11 protein-coding genes and 1 tRNA gene are annotated in these 14,746 nt (G+C 47.8%); 6 read left to right on the forward strand and 6 right to left on the reverse strand.

What is annotated here, in order from left to right; all coding sequences use genetic code 11:
- Positions 1-126: 126 nt before the first annotated feature.
- Positions 127-1,677: a peptidase U32 family protein gene (locus IEU85_RS04620; RefSeq protein WP_188355085.1), complete on the reverse strand. Its 1,551-nt coding sequence runs from the start codon at positions 1,675-1,677 to the stop codon at positions 127-129.
- A gap of 272 nt (positions 1,678-1,949) precedes the next feature.
- On the opposite strand from IEU85_RS04620, the gene IEU85_RS04625 reads away from it, so the two are divergent.
- Positions 1,950-2,023 (forward strand) — tRNA-Gly (locus IEU85_RS04625).
- Between the two features lie 453 nt (positions 2,024-2,476).
- Here the strand turns inward: IEU85_RS04625 and arsA are convergent.
- The gene (gene arsA, locus IEU85_RS04630; protein ID WP_188355086.1) at positions 2,477-4,249 is read right to left on the reverse strand and encodes an arsenical pump-driving ATPase; all 1,773 of its coding nucleotides are present in this window, start codon (positions 4,247-4,249) and stop codon (positions 2,477-2,479) included.
- Complete coding sequence (arsD, locus tag IEU85_RS04635) at positions 4,240-4,641, reverse strand: arsenite efflux transporter metallochaperone ArsD (RefSeq protein WP_188355087.1); 402 nt, start codon at positions 4,639-4,641, stop codon at positions 4,240-4,242. The genes arsA and arsD overlap by 10 nt, the downstream gene beginning before the upstream one ends.
- 122 nt (positions 4,642-4,763) lie before the next feature.
- Here arsD and IEU85_RS04640 point away from each other — a divergent pair, with 122 nt between their 5' ends.
- Positions 4,764-5,480, forward strand: a complete 717-nt coding sequence (locus IEU85_RS04640) for a metalloregulator ArsR/SmtB family transcription factor (protein ID WP_229714758.1) — start codon at positions 4,764-4,766, stop codon at positions 5,478-5,480.
- Between the two features lie 640 nt (positions 5,481-6,120).
- On the opposite strand, the gene IEU85_RS04645 is transcribed toward IEU85_RS04640, so the two are convergent.
- Together IEU85_RS04645 and IEU85_RS04650 are read right to left on the reverse strand one after the other, a co-directional pair.
- The gene (locus tag IEU85_RS04645; protein WP_188355089.1) at positions 6,121-6,597 is read right to left on the reverse strand and encodes a DUF3021 domain-containing protein; all 477 of its coding nucleotides are present in this window, start codon (positions 6,595-6,597) and stop codon (positions 6,121-6,123) included.
- A gap of 24 nt (positions 6,598-6,621) precedes the next feature.
- Entirely contained in the window at positions 6,622-7,062 is a 441-nt protein-coding gene (locus IEU85_RS04650) for a LytTR family DNA-binding domain-containing protein (RefSeq protein ID WP_188355090.1), read from the reverse strand.
- A gap of 463 nt (positions 7,063-7,525) precedes the next feature.
- Here IEU85_RS04650 and IEU85_RS04655 point away from each other — a divergent pair, with 463 nt between their 5' ends.
- The 4 genes from IEU85_RS04655 to IEU85_RS04670 all read left to right on the forward strand — a co-directional run bounded on the left by IEU85_RS04655 (position 7,526) and on the right by IEU85_RS04670 (position 13,164).
- Positions 7,526-8,836: an ATP-binding protein gene (locus IEU85_RS04655; RefSeq protein ID WP_188355091.1), complete on the forward strand. Its 1,311-nt coding sequence runs from the start codon at positions 7,526-7,528 to the stop codon at positions 8,834-8,836.
- 913 nt (positions 8,837-9,749) lie between these two features.
- Positions 9,750-11,204, forward strand: coding sequence for an MFS transporter (locus IEU85_RS04660; protein WP_188355092.1), 1,455 nt, complete (start codon positions 9,750-9,752; stop codon positions 11,202-11,204).
- A 106-nt stretch (positions 11,205-11,310) separates the two neighbouring features.
- Positions 11,311-12,177: a YwiC-like family protein gene (locus IEU85_RS04665; protein ID WP_188355093.1), complete on the forward strand. Its 867-nt coding sequence runs from the start codon at positions 11,311-11,313 to the stop codon at positions 12,175-12,177.
- A gap of 135 nt (positions 12,178-12,312) precedes the next feature.
- On the forward strand, positions 12,313-13,164 hold the full coding sequence (locus IEU85_RS04670) for a LasA N-terminal domain-containing protein (RefSeq protein WP_229714759.1): 852 nt from the start codon (positions 12,313-12,315) through the stop codon (positions 13,162-13,164).
- A gap of 13 nt (positions 13,165-13,177) precedes the next feature.
- Here the strand turns inward: IEU85_RS04670 and IEU85_RS04675 are convergent, their stop codons facing one another.
- A complete protein-coding gene (locus tag IEU85_RS04675; RefSeq protein WP_188355094.1) occupies positions 13,178-14,476 on the reverse strand; it encodes an amidohydrolase family protein in 1,299 nt (432 codons plus the stop codon).
- Positions 14,477-14,746: the final 270 nt, after the last annotated feature.

A 14,746-nucleotide genomic window follows, 5' to 3' on the forward strand; every position in this document is an offset into this window, starting at 1 on the left:
TTAGAGGGAATCGTTCTTCATCGAGTGAGCCGCACCCTGATTGTTGGATTGAGTAAATTCTGATTCAATGATTGGAGGTGCGGTTCACTGTATCGAGCGACTCCCCTTTGGTTTATATAAGTTTACTTACTCTTGAACAGCTGATACTGGTTTCGCTTTCTTAACAATTGGAGAGCGTAGCATTGCATTTTCCGGCAAGTTATGCGGGAACGGGAACGAATACACGCGAGCTGGGTGACGAATCACATCTACAGGATTGCCATCCGCATCTTCAATTCCTTCTGCAGGTAGCTGCCACACCAAAGGCTCTGTACCAGGCAACAAAATTTCAATGCGTTGCCCTGGCTCAATTTTATTACGGCTCATAATGGTCAGGCGACCATCCTTCCAAGAAAGCACCTCACCTACTACCATCCAATCGCGGATATACCGTGATGTCTCTGTGTGCTGTGACACCTTATTATCTGGGTAATAAAAACCAGTAGAGTACTCACGATGCGCAACCTTGTAAGGCTCATCGAGTACCCACTGTGGCACATGAATATGAGGTTGCGGTAAAGAACGAGCATGCTCCCAACCGGAAGCGGCATCCACATTTATATCTGCATCTGCTTCTGCAGTTTGTTCAGCTGTAGTTTGTTCATTCGCCGTATCTTGCAGTACCGGAGCTTCCATATCTGGCATAACAGAGAAAGCTTCATTACTCTGCGCCAAAGCCTTATCTCCCGCAGCATTCCACTGATCAAGCGTAATGCGCCCCTCACGCACATCATTCATCGTAATAACCTGATGATGATAGGGTTGCAACGTATTACCATCCGTATCCTCAAAGCCACGCTGAACCATGTATTCATTGACCGCAATCTTATAAGCATTCGTCATTGCAGCCACATAGTACGCACTTTTCGCACGCCCCTCAATTTTCAAGCTCGTTGCCCCTGCATCAAGCACATCATCAATATGCTCAATCATATTCATATCTTGAGAATTGAAAATATAGGTACCGTCATTGGTTTCTTCTACAGGGAAGTACTGCCCTGGGCGCTTCTCCTCTACTAACGAATACTTCCAGCGACATGGCTGTGCACACTCACCATGATTACCATCACGACCAGTGAGATAATTAGAAATCAAACAGCGCCCAGAAAATGCCATGCACATTGATCCATGCACAAAACACTCGATATCCATATCGTCAGGAATGTTTGCACGAATATCACGAATAGCCTGAATATCCATTTCTCGCGCTAATACAACACGGCGAGCTCCAAGCGCATACAGCGACTGAGCCGCGCCATAGTTGGTAACACCAGCCTGAGTTGACACATGAATTTCCAGATTTGGCGCAATTTGATGCACCATCATCAGCACACCAATATCCGTAACAATAACAGCATCAATGCCTGTATCTTTGAGCTCGCCAATATAATTGCGCATTTGCTCAATTTCATCATTTCGAGGTAATACATTGCATGTCACATATACTCGAGCACCGCACTCATGAGCATAACGAGCACCTTCCTCAAAATCTTCAAGACTCAAGTTTTTTGGCGCAGTGCGCATGCCGAACGCTTTTCCACCGCAATACACAGCGTCAGCGTGGAAATCGACAGCCGTTTTAAGACCACGTAGGTTTCCTGCAGGTGCTAGTACTTCTGGAATTCGCCTTGCTTTCATGTGCTCCTCAACTTCTTGCATTACTTAACGCTTTGCATTACTCGGTATTCATGCATTACATTACGGCTTGCACTACAGTCTTGCACTACATAACGTCTCGCATGAGCTACTATCTTGCATTAGCCTACACCACTGCCGAACCAAGTAAATACAAAGCAACGCGCTATACACAACACGTATTTGGAAATATACCAAGGTTGTGTATAATAGCATTCGTTGTGTTATGCACAAGTATCGAGCACATGCTTGATTTACAGTGTGTTTCGCAAAACGCGGACGTAGCTCAATGGTAGAGCCTCAGTCTTCCAAACTGATTACGCGGGTTCGATTCCCGTCGTCCGCTCCAATAGAACGTCACTATGGATACAAGGCTTTCCGGCCAGGCCGGGAGGTATCCGGGGTGGCGTTTTCGGCGTTCTGGCGCGGTTTTGATTTATGGCGACTGATCACTGATGCCCCTTGATGGACTCCAGGAGACGGCTGATTAGGCCCTCGGAAAGTCCTCTCGGGGGCTTGCTCAGCAGGTTGTGGCACGAAAAAAGTATGGGGCTAACGTCAATAGGTTTTCCGAAGCCATGAACCGATGCCGTAAGTGGTGTGGAAAAGCTCAATCGTTGGGGCGCTCGGAGTGTTTTCGGCGTTCTCACAGAATGCGCCATAGCCGTGGGATAGCCGGTCTTCTTATGTGGAAGTAAGTGCAATTCTCAATGTAGATCGTGTATAACGCCCATAGAAAAGATCAAGGTGGGGTACCCAAGAGCTGACCCGTCCTGGACACCCCACCTTTGCGCTGATGTGGCTATGCCACCGGGATTTCCCAGACAGGGATGCGCATCTGGTCTGTGGCTAGATAACGCTCCACAGTGTTGCGCTGCGCTGCGGCTCGTTGTTGAAGGAACGTCGACTGTGTCTGGTTCATTGGTAGGTACTGGTTGATGACCCAGGCTCGTGGCGTAATGTCAGCACGGGCGAGGTCATCAGACAGCTCCTTGGCTTCCAAGATCGGAGTTGACTCGGGAAGCGTTACCAGGATCGGGAATGTCCGGCTCTGATCTCTCAGACGCATAAGAGCAGTCAGTGTGCCATCGCTCTCTTCAGTTGCCCCGGACTGGCGCATGAGCTCACGGTGATAGGAACCGGTAGCGTCCAAAAGCAGCAGGGTGTGTCCGGTGGGAGCTGTATCGATGACGACCCAGCGTTGGTCGGATTCTTCTAGGACAGCAGAGAAGGCCCTGAAGACGGCGACTTCTTCCGTACATGGGCTGGCGAGGTCCTCGATGAGCTGTGCTCGGCCATCAGCATCCAGTACCGCACCCTTGGTGTTGAGCACTTCTTGCCGATACTCTTCCACCACCTTGCGAGGATCAATACTGACCACATCGAGACCTGGATATTTCTGCGGAAGAGTCATATCCAGGTGTGAAGCCGGGTCAGTGGTCGCCAGAAGCACAGGCAACCCCTTGCTGGCTACAGAAGTGGCAAGTGCCTGCGCGACGGTGGTCTTACCTACTCCACCTTTACCCATAGCCAGAACGACTTTGGGGCCACCTTCGATGATCTGTTCTGTTGCCTGAAACAGAGCAGCTTGCACCGCTTCGTTAATATCGGTGGCGTCAGAGGACGGCAGTTCCTCAAGGCCGAGCACGCCCTCGTGGGGTTCCGGGGCAACAGTGGTCAGTCCCTTCAAACCCATGACAGGTTCAGGGTTCATGGGGATTGTGAAGCATCCCATTCCGTTGAGTGTCGGATGGGTAGTTGCCAGCCCATTGAGGACATGCTGCTCACCGAGCATGAGCCTACGGTGGAGCGGGTCGTTGTCTGCTTCAGGCAAGAGTGCGTTGACAACCAGCGCCTGCGGATTAACTCCGAGTTCCGAGAGCTCGCTGGCTGCACGCTCAGCCTCCTGGAGGGTGGAATCTTGAGCGCGTGCCACAAGCACCAAAGTGGTCAGCGCAGGGTCCTTCAGTACATTGACCGCATCTTCGTAGGTCTGACGATGCTTATCAAGCCCTGACAACGGGCCAAGGCAGGAAGCGTCACCAGTTCCCTTCTCTATGAAAGACGACCAGTCACCTGGCAGTGCGAGCAGCCGAAGCGTATGGCCTGTGGGTGCGGTGTCAAAAACAATGTGATCGTAAGCATCGACAATGTTCGGGGAGACGAGGAAGTCAACAAATCTGTTGAATGAAGCGACCTCCACCGTGCATGAGCCAGAGAGCGTCTCCTCGGACTCGCGCAACACCTCGGGCGGCAGAAGATGACGAACTGGCGCAAGAATCGACTCGCGATACTTTTCCGCCTCCATGTTCGGGTCGATCTCGATCGCATCGAGCCTGACCTCCACCCCCATCTCCCTGGCGACACTCTCGCCTAGCGCAGTAATTTCAGGTCCAATGGATTGACCGAAAACCTGCGCAACATTTGATGCCGGATCTGTCGACACCAGCAAGACTTTGCGCCCTTGCGTAGCAAGTGAAAGCGCGGTAGCGCATGACACCGTCGTCTTACCGACCCCACCCTTGCCGGTGAACATCAGAAACTTTGTTGTTGGCGGCCACTGGCTCAACAGCATCCCGAAGTACCTCCACAACACGACGAGCTTGCCATTGGAAGCTCCGATCTGCCGTCACATGCAACCTGAGAATCGAGACTGCCCGCAGAATCCCGACGCGCCCACGCACGCAATTGCGCCAGGGTGGGATACACGCCCTCGAGGACGATCTCGCCGTTAATCACCACCACGGGAAGAGAACCAGCCCCTTCAGACTCAAGCAGGTCGCGTACAACCGGAGTGGATGCGAAGTCCAACGGGGCGCTGGCCAAGTTGTGACGCACCACGTCCAGTCCCTCCTTCCGTGCAGCGCTCACAGCTGCCGCCACATCAACGACTTCCTGGTCAACGTTTTCTCCGCATACACCCGACGAACAGCACATCGCCGGATCAAAGATATCGATCTTGGTCATCTCTTACCTCCACATGTCATATCGATGATTATCGATACGTTACATGCTACACCTACGTATCGAAAGTTGTCAATGTGTGGCATACTGGAAGGGTGAACGATAGTTACATGTGCGCTTGCCCTGTGGGCGAGGTGACCTTGCCGTCAATGTCACTTAAAGCTCGGGTGGAACAGTTCAAGGCATTGGGTGATATCACCCGGCTGCAGCTAGCTTTGATGGTCAAGCAGGCTGCGCCGTCCCCAGTATGTGCATGCAACTTCCCTGAAGCCTTCGGCATGAGCCAGTCGACAATCTCCCATCATTTAGGCAAGCTGGTCAAAGCAGGGATTCTCGAAAGACAGAAGCGAGGGAAATGGGCGTACTTCACGCTCCATCCAAGCTTTGATCGCAATCTTCTTGAAAACCTTGAGTCAGGAGTCGCCATGAATGTCAGTGACACAACCTCAGAAACCACAATCTTGTTCGCCTGCCGGCAAAATGCGGGGCGTTCCCAGATTGCCGCAGCGTTAGCTAAGCAGCTTGCTCCAGAAGGTGTGACGATTCTGTCGGCAGGATCCGAGCCTGCCGATGCAGTTCATCCCGTCGTCGTTGAGGCGCTCGCCGAGATTGGCCTCCAACCCGATTCTCAACCCAAACCACTAGACCCCGCACAGGTCAAAACGTCTGACTGGGTCGTCACCATGGGGTGCGGCGAAGCCTGTCCCTTCTTCCCGGGCGTCCATTATCAGGATTGGAAGATCGACGACCCCAGTGATCGTTCACTCGAAGAAGTCCGGGTCATCATTGACCAGATCAGAACACGCGTCCAGGAACTGCTTGTCACAGTCTCCCAAGGGTAATCTCAATGAGCCTCTCTGATTGCAAAGAGTCTTGATGTAACGAGGAAAGTCGCCGGGACCAAGTTTTTATTGCTTTCACGTAGATTCCGGAACTCTAGCAACAGCCGCATTGAGCCAGTGAAAAGCACTCGGCGGAGCGCCAATGTCGCTTCAATGCTCCCCCCCCCATTAACAGTTGTGTTCCCTGCGTTGCGTCGCCTAACAGCAGCAACAGAAGTTATAGGCATTGCCTCCATACTCAGCACCCCGCAATCAGCTACACGTCCGAAGCCTGGCGAGCCCTCGTTGACCACGCCACCATCCTCCCTGACGGCACAATCACCACCACGTTCAACGACGGCACGACGATCTAGACCGGTCACCCCCATTGCCCCAGGTACCCGTGACCTAGGGCCTCATTGTTTCCGTGGCCACACCATGCACCCATCTGCACCCGACGATGCACCCACCTAGGTACGGGCTGCACCCAGCGGGTCTCGTGCTGCATCCACCCGCCCTCAGCTTGCACCCACCCCAGACTTTGTATCCATCGCGACCATCTTTGGTCCATTTGATTTTAGAAGTGATAATCTAAAGTTTTGTTTATATCAAGGCTGAGAAGCGTATCCCTCCTCCACTCCAATATGTAATCAATTATACTTCAATGCTTTTCCTCAAGTTCCTCAGTTTCATTCTCGTGTAGCCGCCGCGTCGCCTGCGTAGCAATCCGGCGCTCGTAAAAGTACACGCCTACCCAGATAAGCACATATACCAGCACAAATGAGGCTACGGCTCCAGCAACACCCTCCCAGCTTCCAAACCAACCCAGAGCTACACCTACAACGCACACAGTAATTGCAATGAGTACAAAATGTATTGCGGTACTCATAATCAACGGTTGTTCTTCATTTTTGAAAAGCAATGTACCCAGACTACTTACCACACCAATAAGCGCATACAATGCTCGCTCAAAAGCGACAGCTACATTGATATTTTCAAAATGAACCAAGAAGCTAGGAATGCCAGGCACATAGTAATTACCAGCAAATATTGAAGAAAAAATCAGCTCTATGAGGCAGCCTATGGCTATACCAAAAACAGCTCCTTCAACAATCAAAAAACCTATTGAACGTTTCATGGGAATACCTCCAACTCAAATGTGTTATATACCTATTGCTCGTTTGAATGCACTCAAATAACGACGTGAAATAGGACAGCGCGTTCCATCTTTCAATACAACAACAAGACTTGTCGTGAAACTAGTCTCAACGCGATCGATAGCACGAATGTTGACGATATCGGATTGCGAGATCCTCACGAAGTTCCTGAGAGGTAAGATTTCTTCCAGCTCAAACATCCTATGCCGAATCTGCCAAATACCATCATCCATCGATACATACACTTTCTTATTGTTAGTAAAAAAGCGTTGGGCATAGCGAAGTTCAACGATTTTAATCTGTCCATCTCGATATCCGGCTATTGTCGATGAGTGAGCCCCAAGCGCAATAGCTTCAATAGCACGCACACGCTCATCAATCGCTGCAGCGCGCACATTAACAACAGCTTCTACACAGTCTGGATCAATATTGAGAGCGAACTTCATTGCTTCCCCCCTAACTTTCCTGACCAGCTTTCGTAATCCACCTTATGTTCAGTTAAGCACGGGATGCAATGAAGTACAAGCAGCATGCGACAGATGGTTGTCTTTATGTGATAAGTGGCAAGATCCCATTAATAATCACTTAAAGCAGAGCTTCACACCCCTAACTTACACTGCGCACAATCTGTAGTCGTTACATCTGCCAATATGCTTGGATTGCGTCTGTATTTTTAGCAAGTCGACTGTGTTATTGCCATATTTTCGCGTATTTCTTCACTACAATAGTGCTTGTTATCAGTAATAAATTATTATGAAAACTTGAAAAGTTCGGATTTTGGTCACTACATTATTCGGATTTTTGTATTTTACTTATTCGGATTTTGGTAAGCTTAATATTCGGATTTTAGTTGATGAAAAGTTCGGATTTTGGTAATCTAGATTGAAAAGTATCGAAAAAGAAGGAATTATGGCAGAACAAAGTGTGCAACCACAAGGGTATCAGCCACGCATTGTAGATACCCAAATAGAGCGGTATTTGCGTATTTTTGGTGCAGTCGAGATTGCTGGAACCAAATGGTGCGGCAAAACGTGGGCTGCTCGTCAACACGGCGCAAGTATTACTTACGTTGATCGAGATAACAATCTCCAGATAGCACACGCCGATCCCTCACTCATGTTGCTAGGAGAACAGCCTCATATAATTGACGAATGGCAACTCGCGCCAGCAATTTGGGATGAGGTACGTCACCAAGTTGATGATAATTCCAGTCGAAAAGGGCAGTGGATTCTTACAGGATCTTCCACTCCGCTTTTTAATAAACTCCCTAATCACAGCGGTTCGGGGCGTATAGGTCGCATAAAAATGCACCCAATGACACTCGCTGAAAGTGGGCTTTCGACACAAACCGTTTCCTTGCAAGGTCTGTTTAATCACGAATTTACTCCAGCACAGCAGGAATTACCTACGCAACAATTATTCGATGCCGTATGCCGTGGCGGATGGCCGGAAACGCAGCACATGCCGGTTGAAGATGCACAAATCATTATTCGAGAATACATCCGCCTCACACTTGAACATTCATTCGCCACCCACCAAAAGAATACGGATATTGCACGCAGATTATTACAATCGCTCGCTCGAAATGTAGGACAAGCACAAACCTACAAAACTCTCGGTACGGATATGTTTGGTGCAGATGCCGAGGAAACGGGTTTTGAAAACTTCATTTCTACACGTTCCATCGCTGAATATCTAGAACTTTTTCAACACATGTTTGTAATTGATGAGATTCCTGGCTGGGTTCCCGCTGCGCGTTCTCCAAAACGTTTACGCACAAAGCCAAAACGGTATTTTGCAGACCCCTCAATTGCAGCAACAGTACTCGGTATGACCAGCGGTTCGCTACTTAATGATTGGCAAACCTTTGGACTACTGTTTGAAAATCTAGTTATCCGAGACTTGCAGGTGTATGCTCAGTCTTTGCCTCAGACTTCTGATGTTCCAGTGCGCTACTACCATGACGATTCTGACTTGGAATGTGATGCCATTATCGAGCTTACAGATGGGCGTTGGGCTGGAATAGAAATAAAAGTGAGTCACGATAAAGTAGACCAAGCGGCTGAAAACCTTCTACGACTAAGGCGCAAACTTGTTGAACATCCAAAATCACAGACAAGGGAACCAGAATTTCTTGCTGTTATTATTGGCGTTGGCAAATTCGCATATCAGCGCGAGGATGGCGTGTATGTGATTCCTCTTGGCACTTTGAGTGTGTAACTACGTGCTAAAACATATATAATCCCAGTTTTTCAGCCAGTTGGTGACAGCTTCCTTGGATTGGTCACTGATTTGAGAGTTATTGCTACCTAAGTTAGCGGGCACATCTGATTCAAGTACTGCTAGCCTTTGAGTAACTTTGGCAGCAACTATCGATAATGTAGCGCTACACACTCTTAACTCACATCATACATAATATGCAATCGTTACATCTGCCAGTATGCATAAATGACACCATGTAACAATTCGCCCATATTTGAATAGTGTTCGTGAAGTTCTTATTTATTAACGAATGTTGTGTTCGAATGTAGAATTTACGGGCTTAGATTGCGTATATACGCTCATTTCAACGACGTCCAAGTAGTGTAATTCCTGCAAAAGCAATAGCCATAAAGCAAGAAGCGAGACAGAGCATAAGCATCCAAGCCGAACCACCCGATGCGGAGGCAGGAGCGCACCTGCAAGAAACATCGCAACGCACAAAACCAAAGCTGCTGCACTGCGAAGAAGTAGAGAGCGTGCGTGCAATAACCCCATAATACTTCTCTCAGCCGTGATACTTAACCGACTCTAATATGTGTTTTCGTTATTGTGTTGCCCCCCAACCAACCACAGTTCTACCCTGTTTTTGTAGTAATCACAAACATAACTCGGCGAATCCTAGTACTCTGTATTACATTCCAATGCTCAGTAAAGTGCGGCAAGAATGAACCAGTCATGCATAACGAACAGCGGTATCACATCTCTTGAAAATATTTTCCACTAATCGCTAAATGTACTTGTTAATTCCCCGTTCGTGTTTTGTCTGACACAGTGAAGTAGTTACAATACCCATGACAGAGCTGAGCAGTATGACACTGCGTACAATGTGACAGAGCTTCACGACTCAACGATCCTGAAGGGGAGAGAGCCCATGAGTACCACAAGAGTAATTAATACTCGACCATTTTCGATACGTGACAAAATCGGCTACATGTTCGGCGATTTCGGCAATGACTTCACCTTCATTTTTGCCAGCGCTTTCCTTATGATTTTCTACACGAAAGTTATGGGCATTTCCGGCGTTATTGTTGGCACGCTCTTTCTTGTGGCTCGTATTATTGACGCTGTTGCTGATGTCACTGTTGGTGTGCTGGTTGATAAAGCCTCCACGCACGAAGGCGGAAAATATCGTGTGATAATGATGCGCATGGCAGCCCCAGTAGCTATTTTCTCATTCCTTATGTATCAGGGATTTTTTGCCCAAAGCGCCATGTGGATTCGTATCACCTACATGACCATAACCTATCTCGCATGGGGCATTCTCTATTCATGTGTGTATATTCCTTACGGCGCTATGGCAGCAGTAATCTCTCCAAATCCTAAAGATCGCACTTCCCTTTCCACATTCCGCGCTATTGGAGCGGCATTTGCCGGCATGATTGTTGGCATTGTGACGCCAATTATTGTGTACACCAAAGATGCCCAAGGCAACCAAATTATTCGAGGCGGCGAACACAGTAATATTTTCATGTGGGTGGCGCTTCTCTACTCGATTTTGGCTTTTTGCTGCTATGTATTGTGCTATATCAATACGGTAGAGCGCGTACGTATCGAACCAGATACACACCAGCACACTGATGGCAATCAGCCTACTGATAATCAACCTACTAAGCACCGTACTATCTGGCAGATGATTATTGAAGCATGTTCTTCACGCGCCATGCTTGGTCTTATGGGATCTGCTGTTGCTCTACTAGTGTCATATCTATTCCTGCAGCAAATGGTGATGTATATTTACACCGACTATTTCCGCAGTGCAAAAATGCTGTCGATGAACTACGCCATTGAAGGCACTGTTATGCTTTGTATTACTGCCCCTTGCGCCACTTTTGCTGCTAAGCGCATTGGACATCGTGCTGTAGCAATATTTGGTTCGGCATTAGGCACGATAAGCATGCTCGTACTATTCTTGCTGCATACCACTAACGGCTGGCTTTTCCTCACAATTTACAATATTGCCGGTATCGGTATTTCCACGTTTATTTTCGTGGCGTGGGCTATGGTTACCGACGTTATTGACGATAATGAAGTTCGCCATGGCATTCGCGAGGATGCTACATATAATTCCGTCTACTCGTTCGCTCGCAAAGTTGGGCAAGCGTTAGGCGGTTGGTTCGCCGGTCTTTGCCTTACTCTAGTCGGGTACCAAAAAGGCGCACAAGCTGTGCAATCCCAAGCAACACTTGATGGTTTATACAATGCCATTACCGTACTGCCAATGATTTTCCTCGCAATCATGTTTATTATGCTGGTATTTGTGTACCCGCTTTCAAAAGCTCAAGTTGACGCTAATACAGCACGCCTACAACAATTGCGTAGTATGTAACATACAACGTGCGCAACACAGTATGCGGTAGATATATCTGCCTAAACTCAATCACTCAACCCTCGGTAACACACTTGTGCTGAGGGTTGTTTGTTAGACTTACCCTATGAGTATCAATGAAGCCGCAGCCCGTAGTACAATCCACTCACCATCTCACCCCCATACGAAACGCAATAATGCCGCACATCTGACCCACAACGGCTGGCTACCTAACTACCACGGCGCATGGGCTATGATCACCATTCCTCCCCTACTTGGCATAGCCTTTACCCATGCGCGACTTGTGCATATTGCATTTCTGGGCACATGGTGGATTGGATACTTTTGCTTCTTTGCACTACTCATGTATATCAAATCACGATTTGCTAGGCGCTATATTCCTGCGCTACTGACGTACGGTACACTTACTGCAATCTGCGGAGTTGCAGTACTGGTACTCGCTCCTTATGCACTACTTTGGGTTATTCCATTCTTGCCACTTATTGCGATTGCTGTTGAAGAGGCTCATTGTCGTCGCGAACGTTCTGTTCTATCAGGCTTTGCCACAGTGCTTGCCGCAAGTCTTACATTACCTGTTGCTGCCGGTTTTGGTATAGCCGCCCCAGGTACTGGTCAATGGCAAGACATACTTCACATCCCTTGGAGTATTTGGCTATGCACCATATTTGTGTTCTTATACTTTGCAGGCACAGTGTTTTACGTGAAAACTAACATCCGCGAGCGCGGCAATAGCAAGTATCTGGTTGCTTCTCTGGCATGGCATGGTATTGCATTAGCATGTGCTGGCATAGCAGCATTTATGTTTGGCGGTTGGTGGATTGCTCATGCGTTGCTGTGGCTAGTGCTCACTTTCCGCGCATGGATTGTGCCGTATCGCGCTCAACATGGCAAGCCGCTTACTATTATGGCTCTTGGCATGGGAGAAGTTTTTGCCAGCATAGTGCTTGCCATAGTATGGTATTTGTGTATTTAAGAGATCAAACTGATGAGTACTGTTCTCAATCTAACTGTTTTATCTTTGATTATGCGTATATAACGAATTAATGATTCGCATTCATATTTCTATTCCTATCTCCCTCTTGTATACTGGAAGTACTCGGGAGGCATTATGGCATCATCACGTAAACACGCTCATCTTACTCATCGCCAGTTTCGCATACTCATTATTGCTATTGCATCAGTGGTAGTAGTAGCTCTGATTGCAAGTCTTGGATGGTTTGTATATTGGCAAAATAAGAAGAATCATGCCATTGCAGCACAAAACCTTATTGCAGCACAGTATGATTTCAATCCGGGTTTTATTATTGCTGACGATCAGTTTTTCGATGCCAATAGTATGAGCGAAAAGCAGATTCAGCATTTTTTAGAGGAAAAGGGTGCCAAATGCAGCGGCAATAATTGTATTGCTACCATGCAAGTAGACACCAAAACTCAAGCACAAGATAACGAATGCGCAGCATATCAGGGTGCAAAAGGCGAGCACATATCGACGATTATTGCCAAGTCTGCAAGTGCATGTGGTATTTCTCCTAAAGTGTTGCTTACTATGTTGCAAAAAGAGCAGCATTTAGTTACTGCTACCGAGCCGACTGATTTTCAAATTGAGGCTGCTATGGGATTGAGCTGCCCTGACCATGATTCGTGCGACCCGAAATATGCTGGTATTTTCAATCAGATTTTTGGCGCAGCAAAGCGTTTCCGCTACTATATCAATCATATTGACGACTATGATTATGCGCCTAACACGTTTAATGATATAGCGTATAGTCCCAATGCGCAGTGCGGTACCAGCAGTGTGTATATTGAAAACCAAGCAACTGCGCTACTCTATATTTACACGCCTTACCAGCCCAATACTGCTGCGCTTAAGGCAGGTGCAGGCGAGGGCGACTCATGTTCAGCGTATGGAAATCGCAATTTCTCGATTATTTATACCAACTGGTTTGGTAGCCCTCGCTAAGCGAGTATCAATGTTACAAATATCGATCAAGTAATGCATCAGTTGCTGCATAGCGTTTGATACGAGGACGATCAACCATACGACCTTGCATAAAGACCATGCGCACATTACGCAGTACGCTTAAATCCTCAAGCGGGTTGCTATCGACCACAATCATATCCGCAAACTTACCCGCCTCAATACTGCCGGTATACTCATCGATACCAACAATACGCGCATTACCCAAAGTAGCTGTATGCAAAGTCTGCACCGTGGAAGCACCGACGAACTTGTGGAAATAGCACAGTTCCCGCCAATAATCATAATGGGCAACAAACGGACACCCAACATCATTGCCAAGCCCTACAGGAATCCCTTCTTCAAGACAACGCTTGGCACAATCAATCATGCCTTGCATCACAATATTGCCATTTACTTTTGCCTCAGGAAGTGCATGGCTTTCTTCAATATCAAATAATGCATACGGCAAGGATGGTGAAATGGTATTGATATATGCAGCACCTGTTGATTTGAACAGGCTTACTAGTTCATCATCAAGTTCAGCACCATGCTCCACAGTATCCACGCCATGCTCTAACGCCACGCGCACTCCAGCAGCACTTTCTGCATGCGCTTCTACTTTCAGCCCAAGCCTGTGCGCTTCATCGCAAGCTGCCTGCACAATTTCCTCAGGCATGCGCAGCACACCTGGCTCTCCTTCTTTATCCGCATCCATCACGCCGCCAGTTACCATAAGCTTAACCCACTGTGCGCCACTATCAGCGAGCGCACGGACTTGTGATCGAGCCTCGTCCTCATCATGAGCAATGGTGGCAATCGATCCAGCGAAATGCCCTCCCGGCACTGAAATAGCAGTATTTGCAGGGAGAATACGTGGACCTTTGCGCTTTCCTGCATATATTTCATCGCGAATTTGCGCATCAAAATCCAGTACGCCGCCCGCTGTGCGCAACGTAGTTACGCCACTATAGAGCTCTATTTGTGCAAAACGCGCCACCATTGATTTTGCAAGTGCTCGAATCGCCCGATTGCCAGTCATCAGAGCATACATTTTTGTGTAATCCACTGGCTTTTTGCGTGGTTTAGGCGGTTTGCCACTTGGCGCGAGATGCGCATGGAGATTGATAAGACCTGGCAGTACATAACCGCCGTCAATATCAACAAATTCATAATCTTGTAAATCAGGAAGCTTAGTATGTTCACCGACTACTTGCTCAATGCGATCGCCGTTGACCAGCACTACTGCATTGTGCAATGGTTGCATATCCGCAGTACCATCGAGCACTGTTGCATTTACTAATGCATATTTCATTGTAATCACCTCTACACGTGTTACACGCTACAGCATGTTCTATAGATAACTATCGCTATATAGATAATGCTGTATGGTGCTGTATTCGTTATTGGTTATATGTATATTGCCTCTTTGCAAACAGTGTCACTACTATATCATGGCAATGTATGTATTCTGCCTATATGCCTGTATTCTATTGACGCAGTAATACAAAACCCCTGCACATATAAACACCATAAACCATACGTTACAGTGATTACACGCGCAGGGGCAACGCTTGAAAGCTTG

This window comes from Galliscardovia ingluviei (assembly GCF_014635685.1).
In the GTDB taxonomy this organism is placed as follows: domain Bacteria; phylum Actinomycetota; class Actinomycetes; order Actinomycetales; family Bifidobacteriaceae; genus Galliscardovia; species Galliscardovia ingluviei.

Coding starts and splice junctions, on each gene's coding strand:
- IEU85_RS04665 (WP_188355093.1), top strand. CDS start 11,311: ATGAGTATCAATGAAGCCGCAGCCCGTAGTACAATCCACTCACCATCT.
- IEU85_RS04660 (WP_188355092.1), top strand. CDS start 9,750: ATGAGTACCACAAGAGTAATTAATACTCGACCATTTTCGATACGTGAC.
- IEU85_RS04645 (WP_188355089.1), bottom strand. CDS start 6,597: ATGAAACGTTCAATAGGTTTTTTGATTGTTGAAGGAGCTGTTTTTGGT.
- IEU85_RS04650 (WP_188355090.1), bottom strand. CDS start 7,062: ATGAAGTTCGCTCTCAATATTGATCCAGACTGTGTAGAAGCTGTTGTT.
- IEU85_RS04655 (WP_188355091.1), top strand. CDS start 7,526: ATGGCAGAACAAAGTGTGCAACCACAAGGGTATCAGCCACGCATTGTA.
- IEU85_RS04675 (WP_188355094.1), bottom strand. CDS start 14,476: ATGAAATATGCATTAGTAAATGCAACAGTGCTCGATGGTACTGCGGAT.
- IEU85_RS04620 (WP_188355085.1), bottom strand. CDS start 1,677: ATGAAAGCAAGGCGAATTCCAGAAGTACTAGCACCTGCAGGAAACCTA.
- arsA (WP_188355086.1), bottom strand. CDS start 4,249: ATGCTGTTGAGCCAGTGGCCGCCAACAACAAAGTTTCTGATGTTCACC.
- IEU85_RS04670 (WP_229714759.1), top strand. CDS start 12,313: ATGGCATCATCACGTAAACACGCTCATCTTACTCATCGCCAGTTTCGC.
- arsD (WP_188355087.1), bottom strand. CDS start 4,641: ATGACCAAGATCGATATCTTTGATCCGGCGATGTGCTGTTCGTCGGGT.